18 protein-coding genes are annotated in these 17,719 nt (G+C 62.7%); 8 read left to right on the forward strand and 10 right to left on the reverse strand.

What is annotated here, in order from left to right; all coding sequences use genetic code 11:
- Window positions 1-63 precede the first annotated feature (63 nt).
- The 3 genes from M0D68_RS34675 (at window position 64) to M0D68_RS34685 (ending at window position 2,356) form a co-directional block, all read left to right on the forward strand.
- Window positions 64-1,299: a ribonucleotide-diphosphate reductase subunit beta gene (locus M0D68_RS34675; protein WP_054040807.1), complete on the forward strand. Its 1,236-nt coding sequence runs from the start codon at window positions 64-66 to the stop codon at window positions 1,297-1,299.
- An 85-nt stretch (window positions 1,300-1,384) separates the two neighbouring features.
- The gene (locus tag M0D68_RS34680) at window positions 1,385-1,711 is read left to right on the forward strand and encodes a hypothetical protein (RefSeq protein ID WP_093645212.1); all 327 of its coding nucleotides are present in this window, start codon (window positions 1,385-1,387) and stop codon (window positions 1,709-1,711) included.
- A gap of 30 nt (window positions 1,712-1,741) precedes the next feature.
- Entirely contained in the window at window positions 1,742-2,356 is a 615-nt protein-coding gene (locus M0D68_RS34685; RefSeq protein WP_093645210.1) for a histone H1-like DNA-binding protein, read from the forward strand.
- A 253-nt stretch (window positions 2,357-2,609) separates the two neighbouring features.
- Here M0D68_RS34685 and M0D68_RS34690 read toward each other — a convergent pair whose 3' ends face one another.
- The 10 genes from M0D68_RS34690 to M0D68_RS34735 all read right to left on the reverse strand — a co-directional run bounded on the left by M0D68_RS34690 (window position 2,610) and on the right by M0D68_RS34735 (window position 10,903).
- On the reverse strand, window positions 2,610-3,086 hold the full coding sequence (locus tag M0D68_RS34690) for a glycine zipper 2TM domain-containing protein (protein ID WP_054040737.1): 477 nt from the start codon (window positions 3,084-3,086) through the stop codon (window positions 2,610-2,612).
- A gap of 25 nt (window positions 3,087-3,111) precedes the next feature.
- Window positions 3,112-4,050: a carbohydrate kinase family protein gene (locus M0D68_RS34695; RefSeq protein WP_093645208.1), complete on the reverse strand. Its 939-nt coding sequence runs from the start codon at window positions 4,048-4,050 to the stop codon at window positions 3,112-3,114.
- A gap of 96 nt (window positions 4,051-4,146) precedes the next feature.
- Window positions 4,147-4,647, reverse strand: coding sequence for a thiol peroxidase (tpx, locus tag M0D68_RS34700; RefSeq protein WP_054040805.1), 501 nt, complete (start codon window positions 4,645-4,647; stop codon window positions 4,147-4,149).
- Between the two features lie 71 nt (window positions 4,648-4,718).
- Complete coding sequence (locus M0D68_RS34705) at window positions 4,719-6,035, reverse strand: zinc-ribbon and DUF3426 domain-containing protein (RefSeq protein WP_200620041.1); 1,317 nt, start codon at window positions 6,033-6,035, stop codon at window positions 4,719-4,721.
- 48 nt (window positions 6,036-6,083) lie between these two features.
- On the reverse strand, window positions 6,084-6,986 hold the full coding sequence (prmA, locus tag M0D68_RS34710) for a 50S ribosomal protein L11 methyltransferase (protein ID WP_200620042.1): 903 nt from the start codon (window positions 6,984-6,986) through the stop codon (window positions 6,084-6,086).
- A 3-nt stretch (window positions 6,987-6,989) separates the two neighbouring features.
- The gene (gene accC / locus M0D68_RS34715; protein ID WP_054040733.1) at window positions 6,990-8,357 is read right to left on the reverse strand and encodes an acetyl-CoA carboxylase biotin carboxylase subunit; all 1,368 of its coding nucleotides are present in this window, start codon (window positions 8,355-8,357) and stop codon (window positions 6,990-6,992) included.
- A 129-nt stretch (window positions 8,358-8,486) separates the two neighbouring features.
- Window positions 8,487-8,957: an acetyl-CoA carboxylase biotin carboxyl carrier protein gene (gene accB / locus M0D68_RS34720; protein ID WP_093645201.1), complete on the reverse strand. Its 471-nt coding sequence runs from the start codon at window positions 8,955-8,957 to the stop codon at window positions 8,487-8,489.
- Window positions 8,958-9,033: 76 nt separating this feature from the next.
- Window positions 9,034-9,489 carry a type II 3-dehydroquinate dehydratase gene (aroQ, locus tag M0D68_RS34725; protein WP_093645199.1) on the reverse strand — a complete coding sequence of 152 codons (456 nt, stop codon included), beginning with the start codon at window positions 9,487-9,489 and terminating at the stop codon, window positions 9,034-9,036.
- Window positions 9,490-9,683: 194 nt separating this feature from the next.
- A complete protein-coding gene (locus M0D68_RS34730; RefSeq protein WP_200620043.1) occupies window positions 9,684-10,232 on the reverse strand; it encodes a TlpA disulfide reductase family protein in 549 nt (182 codons plus the stop codon).
- Window positions 10,233-10,249: 17 nt separating this feature from the next.
- A complete protein-coding gene (locus tag M0D68_RS34735; protein WP_093645194.1) occupies window positions 10,250-10,903 on the reverse strand; it encodes a UDP-N-acetylmuramate--alanine ligase in 654 nt (217 codons plus the stop codon).
- Window positions 10,904-11,115: 212 nt separating this feature from the next.
- Here M0D68_RS34735 and mpl point away from each other — a divergent pair, with 212 nt between their 5' ends.
- From mpl to mtgA, 5 genes are all read left to right on the forward strand, one after another.
- Window positions 11,116-12,510, forward strand: coding sequence for a UDP-N-acetylmuramate:L-alanyl-gamma-D-glutamyl-meso-diaminopimelate ligase (gene mpl / locus M0D68_RS34740; protein WP_200620044.1), 1,395 nt, complete (start codon window positions 11,116-11,118; stop codon window positions 12,508-12,510).
- Window positions 12,507-13,109, forward strand: a complete 603-nt coding sequence (locus tag M0D68_RS34745; RefSeq protein ID WP_093645190.1) for a YqiA/YcfP family alpha/beta fold hydrolase — start codon at window positions 12,507-12,509, stop codon at window positions 13,107-13,109. Before mpl ends, M0D68_RS34745 begins: the two co-directional genes overlap by 4 nt.
- Before the next feature lie 177 nt (window positions 13,110-13,286).
- On the forward strand, window positions 13,287-15,401 hold the full coding sequence (locus tag M0D68_RS34750) for a ribonuclease catalytic domain-containing protein (protein WP_093645188.1): 2,115 nt from the start codon (window positions 13,287-13,289) through the stop codon (window positions 15,399-15,401).
- The gene (gene aroE, locus M0D68_RS34755) at window positions 15,398-16,261 is read left to right on the forward strand and encodes a shikimate dehydrogenase (protein WP_200620045.1); all 864 of its coding nucleotides are present in this window, start codon (window positions 15,398-15,400) and stop codon (window positions 16,259-16,261) included. The genes M0D68_RS34750 and aroE overlap by 4 nt, the downstream gene beginning before the upstream one ends.
- A gap of 72 nt (window positions 16,262-16,333) precedes the next feature.
- The gene (mtgA, locus tag M0D68_RS34760; protein ID WP_200620046.1) at window positions 16,334-17,056 is read left to right on the forward strand and encodes a monofunctional biosynthetic peptidoglycan transglycosylase; all 723 of its coding nucleotides are present in this window, start codon (window positions 16,334-16,336) and stop codon (window positions 17,054-17,056) included.
- Window positions 17,057-17,719: the final 663 nt, after the last annotated feature.

A 17,719-nucleotide genomic window follows, 5' to 3' on the forward strand; every position in this document is an offset into this window, starting at 1 on the left:
AGCGAACTCTTTTATCGCTCGTGAAAAGATGGTACAAACCGTTCTAAATTGATGGTGACATTTATGCTCAACTGGGATGACGAGATCACTGCCGTAACTCCCTCGAGCGCTACGCAACAGAATGTGTTGCGCAACGCTGCGGGATCGGCTGTCGGTTCGCAAGTCGGAACGCGTTCCGCTCCTCACGCTCCCTCGGCTCAAGACATCTTCGCGAACGACATCGCTGTCGCTCCCGTCGCTCATGTGACCCACGCTGCTACCGGAACGGCTGCCGCCTCCGAAGCGCGAGTCAATGTCGCCGACAAACGCATCATCAACGGCCAGACCGACGTCAATCAGTTGGTGCCGTTCAAATACAAGTGGGCCTGGGAAAAGTATCTGGCTGGTTGCGCCAACCACTGGATGCCGCAAGAAGTGAACATGTCGCGCGACATCGCCCTCTGGAAAGACCCGAACGGTCTGACCGAAGACGAGCGCCGCATCGTCAAGCGCAACCTGGGCTTCTTCGTGACGGCCGACTCGCTGGCCGCCAACAACATCGTGCTGGGCACCTACCGCCACATCACGGCGCCCGAATGCCGCCAGTTCCTGCTGCGCCAGGCGTTCGAAGAGGCGATCCACACGCACGCTTACCAGTACATCGTCGAGTCCCTGGGCCTCGACGAAGGCGAAATCTTCAACGCGTATCACGAGGTTTCCTCGATCCGCGCGAAAGACGAATTCCTGATTCCGTTCATCCATACGCTGACCGACCCGGCCTTCAAGACCGGCACGCTCGAGGCAGACCAGACCCTGCTGCGCTCGCTGATCGTGTTCGCCTGTGTGATGGAAGGCCTGTTCTTCTACGTCGGCTTTACGCAAATCCTGGCGCTGGGTCGCCAGAACAAGATGACCGGCGCCGCGGAACAGTACCAATACATCCTGCGCGACGAGTCGATGCACTGCAATTTCGGCATCGACCTGATCAACCAGATCAAACTCGAAAACCCGCAACTCTGGACGGCTGAGTTCCGCGCGGAAATCCGCGAGATCTTCCAGCAAGCGGTCGAACTTGAATATCGTTACGCAGAAGATACGATGCCGCGCGGGGTGCTCGGCCTCAATGCGTCGATGTTCAAGAGCTATCTGCGCTTCATCTGCAACCGCCGTTGCCAGCAGATCGGTCTCGATCCGCTGTACCCGAACGAGGAAAACCCGTTCCCGTGGATGAGCGAGATGATCGACCTGAAGAAGGAACGCAACTTCTTCGAGACGCGAGTGATCGAATATCAGACTGGCGGCGCGCTGACCTGGGAGTGATCCGGGTTCGTGTCGCAGATGCATTCATTTTGGGGATGCCGGCAGGCTTCGGCCGCGGCAATTTAGTTAGGAGCAGAACCGCCTGATGCAAATTGTGCCCAGTGCGCCGCGTGCCTTCGCGGCCCACAAACATGACTGGCACTTTGCGAACCCTTCAGTGGGATGGGCAAACTTCCCCCCGGAAAAAGCCGCTGGCGTTGCCGCCAGCGGCCCGATCAAGCAATTGCCGGCGCTGAGATCCAGCGCCGACCAGATCTGGCGCGCGGTGCCCAAGGGCACGGCGCGCCTTACCGCATTCATTAGCGTAAGCGCGCAGCACCTGCGTACGCCGATGAATAGCCCGCTTCGTAGCGCGCGCCCTGAGAAGCGTCCGCGGGAAGCGGGTTTTGACGAAGGGTGTAGTTTGAACTGACTCTCATCTGAAAACCTGAAGGAGAAAATGATGGCAACTATCAAGAAAGCAGCAGCTAAGAAACCCGCAGCCAAGAAAGCTGCTCCGGCAAAGAAGGCCGCTCCGGCGAAAAAAGTCGCTGCCAAGAAAGTCGCAGTGAAGAAGGTTGCAGCGAAGAAGGCTGCGCCGGCAAAGAAAGTCGCTGCCAAGAAAGTCGCAGTGAAGAAGGTTGCAGCGAAGAAGGCACCGGCAAAGAAGGCAGCGCCGGCTAAGAAAGCAGCTGTGAAGAAGGTTGCAGCAAAGAAGGCAGCACCGGCGAAGAAGGCCGCAGCAAAGAAGGCGCCGGCTAAGAAGGCTGCTGCCAAGAAGGCTGCGCCTGCTAAGAAGGCTGCTGCCAAGAAAGCTGCGCCTGCTAAGAAGGCTGCCGCCAAGAAGGCTGCGCCTGCGAAAAAGGCTGCCGCTAAAAAGGCTGCGCCTGCCAAGAAGGCTGCCGCGAAGAAGGCCGCTGCTCCTGCCAAGAAGGCTGCCCCTGCGAAGAAGGCTGTTGCCAAGAAGGCTGCACCTGCTCCCGCTGCGACTTCTGTCTCGAGCGCACCGGCGGCGACGGTGAAGACCGCGCTGAACCCGGCAGCTGCATGGCCGTTCCCGACGGGCAGCCGTCCGTAAGCAGTAGAAGTATTTCGACACGTCTTACTGTGTGTCGATGATCGAGTAGCGCTTGAAGCAGCATCACCGAGCGCTACTCGGTCAGGGTCCCGTTGCCGGGTTTCTGGCGACGGGATTTTTTTTGCCCGGGCGAGGGTGCTGGCTTTGAGAAGCGAGTTCGAAACCCGCAGGCGAAAAAAAACGCATGCACAGAGGGCATGCGTTTGAAGTCGTCGCGGTGGCGCGTGAAGCGCGACCGCACGAGAGGGGAAACTTAGTGTGTGACGCGCGTGACGCCGCCGCTGGAAAGCAGACGGACGCGCTCGCCGGCGCGGAAGATTTCGCCGGTGGCGCTTTGCGTGATCGCACGCATGTCGCCGTTATCGAGTCGCACGGTGATCTCGAGGCCGTCGTGCACCGCGACGCCGTTCTCGACCGCATTACCTGCCACTGCGCCAGCCAGGCCGCCGATGATGCCCGTCACGATCGAGCCGCGGCCACCGCCAATCGCGCTGCCGGCCACCGCGCCCAACGCCCCGCCGCCGATCGCACCCAGGCCGCTCGGCTGGCCGTTGTTCGAACTGATCTTCACGGCCCGAACGCTGTCGACCGTGCCCATGCGGACCGTTTCTTCGCGTTGTGCCTGCGACGCCGTGTAGACGTCGGCAGAACTGCTGTTGTACGCACACCCCGACATGGCCAGCGAACCGGCGATCAAGGCGGCCACTACCAGGCGACTCGTTGTTCTCATTCCCTAACTCCAATAGCTTGCGGCATTACTGCAGGTCGTATCCGAACGCCTGCTTGAACCGTTCGTTGATCTCCGCCCGGTTGGGCGCGTAGTTTTGCGGGCCTTGGTGTTCGATCTTCAGCGCGCCCATCAGACTTGCCAGACGCCCCGTGGTCGCCCAGCCCAGCTTGTTCTCGATGCCGTAGAGCAAGCCGCCGCGGAATGCGTCGCCACAGCCCGTAGGGTCGAGCACCTGCTGTGCCTTGACCGCCGGGATGGCTTCGATGCCACCGGCGTGATGGATCTGCGCGCCTTGTTCGCCGAGCGTGACAATCAGCGCTTCGACCTTGCCGGCGATCTCTTCGATCGACCAACCCGTTTTGTTGCTCACCAGTTTGGCTTCGTAATCGTTGACAGCTACGTAAGTAGCAAGTTCAATCATGCGGCGCAGCGACTCACCGTTGAACAGCGGCAAACCTTGGCCCGGATCGAAGATAAACGGCACGCCGGCCGCTGCCAGGTGCTCGGAATGCTGGATCATGGCGTCGTAACCGTCCGGTCCGACGATGCCGAGCGTGATGCCCTTCGCTTCGTCGGCGCGGTTCAGGTGCGCCTGCATCATTGCACCAGGGTGGAACGCGGTGATCTGGTTGTTTTCGAGGTCGGTGGTGATCATCGCCTGGGCCGAGTACGTGTCCGGCACCACCAGGACGTTTTCCGTCGAGAGGCCGAGCTGCCTGAAGCGGTCCATGTAGAGCTGCGCGTCGATCGCACCAAGCGCGCCCATGATGCGCGCGTTGCCGCCGAGCAGATGCAGCGAGTAGGCGATATTGCCCGCGCAGCCGCCGAACTCACGGCGCATCGTCGGCACGAGAAAGCTCACGTTCAGGATGTGGACCTGCTCCGGCAGGATGTGCTCCCGGAAGCGGCCTTCGAAGGTCATGATGTTGTCGTAGGCGAGCGAACCGCAAATCAGCGTAGCCAAGGCGAGCGTTCCTGTAAAAATCGATAAAGAGAATGGGCACGACGATGTGACAGCGCCGCGCATGAAGCGCGGCGCCGGGGTTCGTGCGCGAAGGTTTTACTTCAGCGCGGCAAGCGCTGCGTCGTAGTTCGGCTCGTTCTTGATTTCGCCGACCAGCTCAGCGTGCACGACCTTGTCGTTCTCGTCGACGACCACCACGGCGCGTGCCGTCAGACCCGTCAGCGGGCCGCTCGTGACGTCCACGCCATAGGCTTGCGCGAACTCATGGCCGCGGAACGTGGACGCCGTCACGACGTTCTCGATGCCTTCGGTCGTGCAGAAACGCGATGCGGCGAACGGCAGGTCGCCCGACACGACGATCACAGCCGTGTTGCTCAGCTTGGCTGCAGCCTCGTTGAACTTGCGGGTCGACGTGGCGCAGGTCGGCGTGTCGAGGCTCGGGACGATGTTCAGCACCTTGCGCTTGCCGGCAAAGTCGGCCAGCGACAGCGGCTTCAGATCCTTGCCGACCAGCGAGAAGGCGGGGGCAGTCTGGCCCACGCTCGGGAACGTGCCGGCTACTTCGATCGGGTTGCCACCCAGCGTAACTTGACTCATGTTGTCGTGCTCCGAAAATTCGTCAGTAATGACGGTGAACACGCCCGGTCAGTGCCGGGCGCGAGGATGCGTTACGGATAAAAAATCTGTACGCGGAAATTTGACGCGACCGCATTGCCCGTGTCGAGATGCACGATCATGGTCTGGGTCGTGTGCGCCGGCAGTCCGGCCGCAATCGGCGTGCCGGGTGCGACGTAGTCTTGCGGCCACAACACGCGGCGCACGGCGACATTGTTCTGGTCGTCGAGCAGCGTGAGTTCGATCGCCGGGTAGGCCAGCGCAACATTGGCGCGGTTGCGCAGCGGCATCTTCAGTTCGAGCTTGTGCGGGCCGTCGATCTGCCGCAGGTCGGACGGTTCGACCTGCAAACCGTCGATGTCGTGCGGCGGCGTGATCTGGCAGCCGAGCTGCGCGCAGGCCTTTACGTAGAGCGTCTGCGAACGTGGGAAGTAGACCTGTACGGTTTCGCGCTGCCACCAGGCGAGTTGCGCGAGCAGGGCGATAACCAGCAACGCGGCGACCACCGAGCCGAAGATGATCCAGCCGAGGCGGCGCGGTTCGGCCGGGCGGGTTTCGCGTACCACCGGGAAGGGGTCGACGCCGTCATGTACCGGCTGGACCGCGAAGGGCTCGCCGCTCGATCCAAAGGTGGCCGGGCCTGGACCCGAGCCACCACCCGAGGCGGCTGCACCGAGGCCGGCCGCCGCAGCTACGCCTGCAGCACCTAAGCCGGCCCCACCGAAATGCGGTTCATTGTCAGGAATGCCATGCAAGCTGGCCGGCTCGTGCAAAACCGGCTCGTCAGCATCAGCAAGATGTTCAGAAGGACGCTCGGTCTTGTGCCAGACCCGCGGCGCTGCTTCCGTAGACGGATTGGCCTCGTAAGCGAAAGGCTCACGCGGCAGGTCCGGGGGCGTCTCGGCCTCGTTGGCAACGGGTTCGAGCGGCGCGTTCGCGAGACTGGGTTCGTGGTCGGCAGCAATCGGCGTGGTGAAGGCGCTCGCCGGCAGTTCCGGCTCGGTAGCGTGACGCGGCGTGACCGCGACGCCTGCGCCCGTTGAAATCGGCGTAAGCGGCAGATTGCTGGCGTTGTGAAGCAGGCGGTTGTCGATCGTGGCGTCGGGCGCCGGCGCCCATGGATCCCATGCTTCAGCGCTGAAATCGGGGCCCTTTGGGCGTACGCCGGACAAGGCCTCGATCGCCGCAGCCGCGGCAATTGGCTTGGCGGAGGAGAAGTCGCCGGCCTCGTTCAGTTCGAACAGGCTGCTCGACGCGTCGAATACTTCATGGCAATGCCCGCAACGCACGAGGCCGCGGCGCAGCGCTAGCTGCGCCGGTTGCAGGCGGAAGACGGTTTCGCAGAAGGGGCAACGCGTCGCCAGGAGCATATTGAGCCGATAAGCCGAAAGGCCGTTGGTTGGACAATACGCCTTATTCTAATGGCTTTCGCGGCGCGTTCCCGTCAGGCATACCCAACCTTCGTGTTCGCGCCATACGCCGATGTCGATCCATCGCGAATAGACCTGCGCCACTTCGTCCGCCTGGCGCGCCAGAATGCCTGACAGCGCGATCCGGCCACCCGGCTTGACCTTCGACGACAACATCGACGCCATCAGCTTGAGCGGGTTGGAGAGGATGTTGGCGACCACGATATCGAACTCGCCGGTGGGGCATTCGTCTGGCAAACCGTACGTGACTTCCGCTCGGTTCCGCTCGCTGTTGTAACGCGCCGATTCGACCGCCTGCGGGTCGATATCGATGCCGTACACCGGGTTGGCGCCGCACTTCTTCGCGAGGATCGCGAGGATGCCCGAGCCGCAGCCGTAGTCGAGCACGGATTGCTCCGCCTTCACCGACTGCTCCAGCCATTCCATACACAGACGCGTAGTGGGATGGCTGCCGGTGCCGAACGCGAGGCCCGGATCGAGTTCCAGCACGAGTGCGTCAGGGTCCGGTGCGTCGTGCCACGAGGGCACCACCCAGATGCGCTCGCCGATCGAAATCGGATCGAATTGCGACTGTGTGAGACGTACCCAATCCTGCTCTTCGACTTCACGCACGGTAAACGATGGCGCGCTTTCCAGCCCCACCTCGTTGGCCGCCGCTGCGAGCAGCACACCTGGCTCCTGTTCCGGCGCGAGCAGTGCGATCACGCGCGAACGCTGCCACGCCGTGCGATCCGGCGTGAGACCGGGCTCGCCGAACAGCGGCTGCTCGTCGGGCGTGTCGGCGTCCGCATCTTCAACCGATACGGACAACGCACCCAACTCGAGCAGCGCGTCGGAGAACTCCTCCGCGTGCTCGCGTGCCAGTTCGGCGATCAGTTCCCGGTAGCTCATGACTTACGCTTCTTCCGGCGCGGCCTGCTGTTTCGCGGCCAACCGGTTTTCGAGGTAGTGAATGCTGGTGCCGCCTTCCACGAACTTCGCGTCCAGCATCAGCTCGCGATGCAGCGGGATGTTGGTCTGGATGCCTTCCACCACCATTTCCGACAGTGCGATGCGCATCCGCTTGATCGCCTGCTCGCGCGTCGCGCCGTAAGCGATCAGCTTGCCGATCATCGAATCGTAGTTCGGCGGCACGAAATAACCATTGTAGGCGTGCGAATCGACGCGGATGCCGGGGCCGCCCGGCATATGCCACGACGTCAAACGTCCCGGCGACGGCGTGAACTTGAACGGATCTTCCGCGTTGATCCGGCATTCGATCGCGTGACCCTTGAACACGATGTCGCGCTGACGGAACGCGAGTTTCTCGCCCGCTGCAATGCGAATCTGTTCCTGCACGATGTCGACGCCCGTGATCAGCTCGGTCACCGGATGCTCGACCTGCACGCGCGTGTTCATTTCGATGAAGTAGAACTCGCCGTTTTCGTACAGGAATTCGAACGTACCCGCGCCAAGATAGCCCATCTTCTTGCAGGCGTCCGCACAGCGATCGCCGATGCGGTCGATCAGGCGGCGCGCGATGCCGGGCGCCGGCGCTTCTTCGATCACTTTCTGGTGACGGCGCTGCATCGAGCAATCGCGCTCGCCGAGCCAGACTGCGTTCTTGAACGAGTCGGACAGAATCTGAATTTCGATGTGCCGCGGGTTCTCCAGGAATTTCTCCATGTAGACCTGCGGGTTGCCGAACGCACGGCCGGCTTCTTCGCGCGTCATGTTGACGGCGTTGACCAGCGCTGCTTCGGTGTGGACCACGCGCATGCCGCGGCCACCGCCGCCGCCGGCGGCCTTGATGATCACCGGGTAGCCGACCTGGCGGGCAATTTTCACGATCTCTTTCGGATCTTCCGGCAACGCGCCTTCAGAACCCGGCACGCAGGGCACGCCGGTCTTGATCATGGTTTGCTTGGCGGTCACCTTGTCGCCCATCATCCGGATGGTTTCCGGGCGCGGGCCGATAAAGGTGAAGCCGGACTGCTCGACGCGCTCGGCGAAGTCGGCGTTTTCCGACAGGAAGCCGTAGCCGGGGTGGATCGCTTCGGCGTCCGTCACTTCTGCCGCGCTGATCAGCGCCGGCATGTTCAGGTAGCTCAGATTCGAAGGCGCCGGGCCGATACAGACCGCCTCGTCGGCGAGCTTCACGTACTTGGCTTCCTTGTCGGCTTCCGAATAGACGACGACCGTCTTGACGCCCAGTTCGCGGCAGGCGCGCTGGATACGAAGCGCGATCTCGCCACGATTGGCAATGAGAATTTTTTCAAACATAGCGGATTTTCGACTCATCAATAGGCGCCCGGTCGATCACAACACGGGCTGCCTCAGAGGATCGGTCGCGCGCCTCGGGAGGGCAGGCGCGCGGGCGGCAGGCGCAAAAAAAGCGCAAAGCGTGCCGCGTTAGCCGACCACGAACAGCGGTTGGCCGTACTCGACCGCCTGGCCGTTTTCGACGAGGATTTCCTTCACCACGCCGGACTTGTCCGACTCGATTTCGTTGAGCAGCTTCATCGCTTCGATGATGCAGATCGTCTGGCCTTCCTTGACCGTGTCGCCCACCTGGACGAACGGGTCGGCGCCCGGCGACGGCGCGCGGTAGAACGTGCCGACCATCGGCGATGTCACCACGTGGCCTTGCGGCGCGACGGGCGCCGGCGTAGCCGGCGCGCCCGCTGCGGCAGCCGGTGCTTCGCCGCCCGGCAGCGGTGCCGGCTGGGCATATTGCGGAGCATACGAAGCGGACGGTTGCACGTAAACCGGCGGCGCATTCTTGACGATGCGGACCTTGCCTTCGCCTTCGGTCACTTCGAGTTCGGAAATACCGGACTCCGAGACGAGGTCGATCAGAGTTTTCAGTTTACGTAGATCCATCAGGAAGCCCCTTTCAATGCGTAAAGTGCCGGCGCGTGCAATCGCAGTACCCGGCTTAAATTGGACGTGTTTGGAATCAGCCGCGCGACGAGCCGGCCGACAGCCGGTCGAGCGCGAATTCGAGCGCGTACATATATCCCTTCCAGCCAAGGCCGCAAATCACGCCTTCAGCCTGGTCGGAGAAATACGAGTGATGCCGGAACGGTTCGCGGCGATGTACGTTCGAGAGATGAATCTCGACGAACGGGATGCCGACCCCCGCCAGTGCGTCCCGAATGGCCACGCTGGTGTGCGTGTACGCGGCGGGATTGATCAGTATGAAATCGGTTTGTTCAGTCCGGGCGGATTGGATGCGATCGACGAGAGCGCCTTCATGATTGCTCTGGAACGACGCGAGTTCGACGCCTGCGTCCGCTGCGCGGTCCGCAAGTGCCTGATCGATCTGCGGCAGCGTTACGCGGCCATAAACCTCCGGTTCCCGGGTGCCGAGAAGGTTGAGGTTGGGGCCGTGCAGTACCAGCAGTCGCGTCATGGTCGCTTCTTTTTCCGTGGAATTGGGCGCACTTTAGCGCTGATTAGAGAAACTTGTCTAGTTTCCTGCGCGTTGGAAACGATCCCGGCGATCTTTCGCCATCTCTCCGGGCGCCCATCTTCTCTCAAATTCGAGCGATTTGCGCGTAATTTCGCGCCTTTTGCCCCGATCTGATCGTCAAAAGAATGTGAAATTTAGAGCGCGTCGAGCGTCTGTTTCAGCGCTTGCGGGTCGATTTGCCCTAATTTTGTCGAGCGGATGTTGCCTTTTGCGTCGATTACGACGGTAAAGGGCAGGCCGCCCGCAGTATTGCCGAACGCGCGCGCAAGGTCGGCGCCGCCGAACCCGGTGACGTAGACCGGGTAGGCCACTTTCACCTTCTGCAGGAACGCCTGGACGTTTTTATCCGAATCGACGCCAAGTCCGACGAACTGGATTCCTTTCTTCGCATATTCGCGTTGAAGTTGCGAAAGAGCGGGCATTTCCTCTACGCACGGTCCGCACCAGGACGCCCAGAAGTTGACGACGATTGGGTGGCCTTTAAGCAAACTTAGCGATTGCGGCTTGCCGTCGACATTCGTGACGGGCGCGGTCCAGAGTTGCTCGACGGCGCTTTGCGTGGAACCGGGCTGCGCCGCGTGGGCGACTTCCGGGTCGCCGTTCAGCAAGTGATTGGCCAGCACCCCGCCACCCGCGGCGGCGATCGCGACGAGCGCGCCTGCCAGAATCCGTGTCGTATTCATTCCAGGTCTAGGTCTGTCTAATTAGTTGAAGAGGTGACGTTGCTGCTGTCGAGCAGCGCCTGAACGGCCTGCTGATTCGCCCGAGCCGTGCGGCCGCGCGCGTCGGCCCGAACCGCGCCGCGCAAGTCGTCCGTTTCGTACAGGGCGACGTGGATGCCGGCCGGCTCCGCATCGCGCCCTTCGTTCGTGGGGCGCCAGAGGAAGCTAAGCGTCTCGACGTAGCCGCGACCGGCGAAATGCCGTGTCTCCGAAACGTCGTACTGGATGTTGGCGTTCAGAAAGTAGATCGCGACTTCTTTCGGGTTGTCGCAGAACACCTGAAGGTGAATATCCGAGTGTTCGCCGGCTGTGCCGCCGAGCACCGCGCCGGTCAGATAGGGATTGAACGGCGCAAGCCGCTCCATCCAGTCGATCGCGATACGGCGGAGCCGCCGCAACAGCACTGGCTGACTGTCGCCCTGGAACAGCGACTGATATTCACGGATTTCTTCTTCGATCTGGTCGTTATCCGGCAGCCATTCGCCGGCAACACGGCTCTCGCCGACTACCTGCCGTGCCGCTTTACGCTTGGCCGTTGCGTAGTCCAGACCGTCTTCAGCGATCATCCGGGCAGCCGCGATGGCGATTTCCTCGCGCACGCGCTGCGGATCGAAATGTGATTTGCGAACCATCTCTCAATCATACTAGAGATTGATGACAGCCCTTTCTGGGCGGTTCACGCAGGGCGTTTTGCCGGGGCGGGACGGGCAGCCATCCTGGCGGCCCCGTTCGTAGGGCGATTCGGAGGCGTCGGTTACAATAGCGTCCTTTGCGGACGGTCGTTTCGACCGCTCTTCCGCACTCCCATCCCTCGCAAAATACGCCCGCGCGGCACGACAGGCTTATGCACATCCACATCCTCGGTATCTGCGGCACGTTCATGGGCGGACTCGCGGTCCTCGCGCGCGGCGCGGGCCACACCGTGACGGGCTGCGACGCCGGCGTCTATCCGCCCATGAGCACGCAGCTCGAGGCACAAGGCATTCGTCTGATTGAAGGCTATGACGCCGAGCAGTTGAACGGTCTCAATGCCGACCTGTTTGTGATCGGCAATGTGGTCTCGCGCGGCAACCCGCTGATGGAAGCGATCCTCGATCGCGGCCTGCCTTATGTGTCCGGTCCGCAGTGGCTCGGCGAGCACGTACTGAACGGCAAGTGGGTGCTGGCGGTGGCCGGCACGCACGGCAAGACCACCACCAGTTCGATGCTGACCTGGCTGCTCGAAGACGCGGGTCTCAATCCGGGCTTCCTGATCGGCGGCGTGCCGCTGAACTTCGGGGTGTCGGCGCGGCTAACCGATTCGAGCTTCTTCGTGATCGAGGCCGACGAGTACGACACGGCCTTCTTCGACAAGCGCTCCAAGTTCGTTCACTACCGGCCGAAAACCGCGGTGCTGAACAACCTCGAGTTCGATCACGCCGACATTTTCCCGGATCTGGCGGCGATCGAAACGCAGTTCCATCATCTGATCCGCACGGTGCCGGGCATTGGCCGTATCGTCACGAACGGTCGTGAAGACGCGCTGGAGCGCGTGCTGACACGCGGTTGCTGGAGCGAAGTCGAGCGTTTCGGCGTGCAAGGCGGCTGGGAAACCCTGCCAGCTGAAGACGGCGTGCCGGTCGATGAGCGTTTTGCCGTGTATCACAACAGTGAGCGCGTCGGCGTGGTCGAGTGGCAGGTGCAGGGCGAACACAACCGCATGAACGCGCTTGCCGCGATCGCCGCCGCGCGCCATGTCGGCGTGCCGCCAGCGCAAGCCGCGAAGTCGCTGGCGAGTTTCCGGAATGTGAAGCGCCGTATGGAAGTGCGCGGCAGCGTCGACGGCGTGACTGTCTACGACGATTTCGCTCACCACCCCACGGCCATCGAAACGACGGTGGCCGGACTGCGCGCCCGCGTCGGCCATGAAAACACGCGAATCCTGGCCGTGCTGGAACCGCGCTCGAACACCATGAAGCTCGGGGTGATGAAGGCGCAACTGCCGGCGAGTCTGGCCGACGCCGATCTCGTGTTCGGCTACGGCGCGCCGGCTGGCCGCGACGCACTCGGCTGGGATCTCGGCGAGGCGCTCGCACCGCTCGGCGGCAAAGCGCAGGCATTCGACAATCTCGACGCGCTGGTCAAGGCGGTGGTTCACGCAGCGCGCCCCGGCGACCAGGTTCTGGTGATGAGCAACGGCGGCTTCGGCGGCGTGCATCAGAAGCTGCTCGACGCACTTTCCGCACGAGGCGCTTCGTGATCCTTTATCTGCACGGTTTCCGTTCGTCACCCAATTCGTTCAAGGCGCGCGTGCTGGCGGCGCGCCTCGTCGAACTTGGCCGCAGCGACGAATGGTGCTGTCCGATGCTGCCGGTTTCGCCGTTCGAGACCGTTGCGCTCGCTGAATCGCTGGTCGCGGCTGCGAAGCCGAAAGACGTCACGGTGATCGGCAGTTCGCTCGGCGGTTACTTCGCCACGCATCTCGCCGAGAAGCACGGCTGGCCGGCGGTGCTGCTGAACCCGGCGGTCGTGCCGCAGCGCGACCTGAGCGCCTATCTCGGCGAGCAGCCGCTGTGGCACGGCGGCGGCAGCATCACGGTCGAGCCGCATCATCTGGACGAGCTCCGGGCGCTCGGCGTCGCGTCGATCACGCGGCCCGAACGCTATTATTTGATGGCCGCCACCGGCGACGAAGTGCTCGATTACCGTGAAATGCTCGCGCACTATCCGGGCGCACGCACTACGCTGATCCAAGGGAGTGACCACGCGATCAGCGAATTCGCGCAATACGTCGACGAGGTGCTGGCCTTTTGCGATGCCGAAGACGTTGAGCCGCCGGCGCCGCGCGAAGCCGCCTGAGCGTGCCGACGATCCCGCAGCGAGGCCGCTGCGGATCACCAGAATCATGCCGCCGGCGCGCGCGTATCGCGCCGCGGATCCACTACCACGAACACGTTGCCGTGCCGCGCACGCAGTGACCGATAGCTGAATCCAATCGGGCGCGCCGGCAGATGCAAGACAGAACGAGAGTATTGAGTGAACGTTTTCTTTGAGGAATCGGGCAGTTTCAAGGCGGGCAGCGTGCTGTCGCGCCAGGGCGATGCTTTTCAGGTCGAGCTGCCGGGCGGCCGGCGCGCCAAGGTGCGCGCGAAAGACGTGCTGATCGAATTCGAAAAGCCGAGCGCGGGCGAGTTGATGCAACAGGCTGACGCCGCCGCTCAGGATATCGATCTGGACTTCCTGTGGGAATGCGCGCCGGAAGACGAATTCCCGTTTGCCACGCTGGGCGCCGAGTATTTCGGCGATGGGTTCGGCGCCATCGAGCGTGCGGCGCTGGTGCTGCGCCTGCACGGCTCGCCGGTGTACTTCCGCCGCAAGGGCCGCGGCATGTACCAGCGCGCGCCGCAGGAGCAACTCAAGATGGCGCTCGCCGGACTGGAGCGCAAACGCCAGCAGGCGCTGGTGCAGGCCGGTTACGAAGACGAACTGAAGGCGGGCCGTCTGCCGGAAGGCTTCAGCGGCAGCAAGGCGCTGGCTTTGCTCACGAGGCCTGACAAGAACACGATCGAATACAAGGCGCTCGAAGGCGCGGCAGCGGCGCGCGGCATCTCGCAGGCGCGGCTGATGCTCGAATGCGGCGGAATTCCGTCGGCTCGCGCGTTGCATGAGGCGAAATTCCTCTCCGAGTTTTTCCCGCACGGCACCGGTTTTCCGCCGGTCACGGTCGGCACATTGCCGGAAGATCTGCCGGAAGCCGATGTACAGGCGTTCTCGATCGACGACATCACCACGACCGAAATCGACGATGCGTTCTCCGTTGAGCATCTGGCCGACGGCCGCGTGCGGATCGGCGTGCACATTGCCGCGCCGGCGCTCGGCATCGCGCGTGGCGACGAGGTCGATGCGATCGCACGCACGCGTTTGTCGACCGTCTATATGCCGGGCGACAAGATCACGATGCTGCCCGATAGCGTCGTGGAAGCGTTCACGCTGGCCGAAGGCGGCTTGCGACCGGCGCTGTCGCTGTACGTGATCATCAATCGCGAGACGCAGGAAATCGTGGCGAGCGAAACGCGCGCCGAGCGTGTGTTCGTGAAGAACAATCTGCGCCACAACACGCTGGACGAACTGGTCACCGAAGAGGCGCTGGCCGCCGGCACCGGCGATTATCCGCACAAGGAAGACATTGCCGTGCTGTGGCCGTTCGCGCAGGCGCTGTTCGAAAAGCGTCAGACCGCGCGCGCCGGTTACGGCCTGCGCCGCGAAGTGCAGCGCAACACCGATTTCAACTTCTATGTGGAAGGCGAGCACATCACGATCACGCCGCGCCGACGTGGGTCGCCGCTCGACACGATCGTCGCGGAGCTCGCGATTCTCGCCAACTCGTCGTGGGGCGCGTTCCTGCATGACCACGGCGTGCCGGGCATCTACCGTACGCAACGTGCGTTCGGTGCGCCGACCGGCCCGAAGCGCACTCGCATGCAAACCAATGCGGCGCCGCACGAAGGCCTGGGCGTCACGCAATACGCGTGGAGCACGTCGCCGCTGCGCCGCTACGTCGACCTTGTGAACCAGTGGCAGTTGCTCGCCTGCGTGCAGCATGGCGTGACCGCGAAACTGGCCGCACCGTTCAAGCCCAAGGACGCCGATCTGTTCGCCGTCGTGCAAGGTTTCGACGACACCTACACCGCGTATGCCGATCACCAGCGCCGCATGGAGTACTTCTGGTGCCTGCGCTGGCTGAAGCAGGAGAACCGGAAGCAGGTGGTGGCATCGGTGGTGAAGGGCGATCTCGTGCGTCTGGAAGAGATTCCGCTGCTGCTGCATGTGCCGGGTCTCGGCGTGCATGCACGCGGTACGCGCTTGCAGATGGAAGTGATGTCGATCGACGAACTGACCGTCGAAGCGTCCGTGCGCCTGCTGCATGTGCTCGACGCGCCGGCGGTGACGAGCGGCAGCGAAGCTGAGGAAGCCGACGAGGGTGAAGAAGAAATCATCGACGTGGCTGAGGAAAGCGCCGAAGGCGAAGCCGAGGCTCAGGCGGAAGCCGACCTCGACGGCGGCGCGACCGAACCGGGCGACGCCGAAAACGCCGCTGGCACCAGCGATGCAGCAGCCGACCAGCAGCACGTAACGGAGCCGGGACGATGAGCGTCAGCGATTCGCGCGACCGCTACGCGGTCATCGGAAACCCGGTCGGTCATAGCAAATCGCCGTTCATTCATGGCCGCTTTGCCGCGCAAACCGGCGAGCCGATCGAGTACGGCCACCTGCTCGCGCCGGTGGATGCTTTCGTGCCGCACGTGCGCGCTTTTATCGAAGCTGGCGGCCGCGGCATGAACGTGACGGTGCCATTCAAGCTCGACGCGCATGCGTTCGCCAACACACTGTCGCCGCGGGCGGCAGCAGCGGGCGCGGTGAACACACTGCGGTTCGACGCAAACGGTGTCTACGGCGACAACACGGACGGCTTCGGCCTCGTGCGAGACATCGAGGTGAATCTCGGCGTTTCGTTGAAGGGTGCACGGATTTTGCTGCTTGGTGCGGGTGGTGCCGCGCGTGGCGTCGTGCTGCCGATGCTGGACCGCTCGCCGCATTCGCTGACGATCGTCAACCGTACGGCAGCGAAGGCCGAAGTGCTCGTGGACCAGTTCGCGCAGGCCGCACGCGATGCCGCTTGCCGTCTGACTGGCGGCAGCGCGCGAGCGATCGAAGCGGGCACATACGACGTGATCGTCAACGCGACGGCGGGCAGTCTGGATGCTTCGTTGCCCGAATGCGATGACCGCGCGTTCGGCGCCGGCACGCTCGCCTACGACATGATGTACGGCGCTCATCCGACGGTCTTCATGGAGCACGCGCGGAAGCTGGGCGCACGCGGCGCCGACGGCCTCGGCATGCTGGTCGAGCAGGCGGCCGAATCGTTTTACGTGTGGCGAGGCGTGCGGCCCGACGGCGCGCCGGTGCTGGCGGAATTGCGAGCGTTATTGACGGCGCCATCGCACACCTAGGCCGTCGTTTTAATTTCCGGACTACGCAACTCACCAACCCACACGTTCACCGACTTGAGGACTCCAGGCACGATGAAAACAACGCGGCGCGCGAGCCGGCAAGGTCCGGTGCGATGGATCGTTTATCTCGGCGCCGTGTTGGCGATTGCATGGCTTGCGACGCAGGCGTTTTACTTCGCGCAGATTGCGGTGTGGAATTACACGAATCCCCGGTCGACCGCTTTTATGCGATCGGACGCGTGGCGTTTGTCGCAGGACCGGCCTGATCTGTCGGTGCAACGCACGTGGGTACCGTACGAACAGATTTCGCACAATCTGAAGCGAGCGATTATCGCGTCCGAAGACGCGAACTTCGTGAACAACAACGGCTACGAGACCGACGCCATTCTGCAGGCGTGGGAGAAGAACAAGGCCAAGGGCAAGATCGTTCGCGGTGGTTCGACGATTACCCAGCAGTTGGCGCGGAATCTTTTTCTATCACGTGAGAAGAGTTATATCCGCAAGGGGCAGGAGCTGATCATCACGTGGATGCTTGAGACCTTGATGGACAAGCAGCGCATCTTTGAGATTTATCTCAACTCCGTTGAATGGGGCAATGGGGTTTATGGCGCGGAGGCGGCCGCGCATTATTACTACAAGACTTCTGCTGCCAAATTGACTGCCGGGCAGTCGGCGCGGCTGGCTGTGATGCTGCCGCAGCCTAAGTATTTTGATGAGCACAGGGGCTCAGCGTATCTGGCTCAAAGGTCGCGCGTGATTGCGCGGCGGATGGGGGCTGCTGAATTGCCCGATTGACGGTTTTTTGCCTGCGCGGCGCTTGTTTTGTCCGTGTTCCTGGGGCTTTGGCCTTTCCTTGAATTGTTAGTGGTTTATTAGCGTTGCCCCTGTGCGGGGCGGCACTTACTTTCTTTGCCGCCGCAAAGAAAGTAAGCAAAGAAAGCGGCTAGAAGCCCCTGCTAAGCGGGTCCCGCAGATCGGTCAGGGTAGTGGTGCATCTGGAATCTGTGTTCGTGCCGATGCATGCGCTTGTGACAAGGGCGTCATACTTCCGGCGGCGCTGCGCGCGCCGAAGAGTACTTCATAAAACCTCCCTCTACGTTTCAATTCCTACGCCTCGCCGACAGGTCGCGGCCCGTCATTGCACCGCCATCACCATCTCGATTCCGATTGCAACGCCAACGCCAACGCCAACGCCAACGCCAACGCCAATGCCAATGCCAATGGCACATGCGAACGCGACCGTGGTTGGGATTGGGGCAGGGTGGAGCGAGGCGGGGCGGTGATTCAGCACACCGACATATCGTTTGAGGCGGGGGTTCCGGGGGGGAGTGTAGAGGCGCCTCGCCGAGGCGAAGCCGATGGCTCCCACAGATCTTGAACGAAGCCCCTGGTTTCCCATGCATACCCGTCCGCGACGCACGTAGTGCGGAGTGGGAGCTGATGACTCCTTTGTCACTA

This window comes from Paraburkholderia sp. SEWSISQ10-3 4, assembly GCF_030464785.1.
GTDB classification, from domain to species: Bacteria; Pseudomonadota; Gammaproteobacteria; order Burkholderiales; family Burkholderiaceae; genus Paraburkholderia; species Paraburkholderia aspalathi.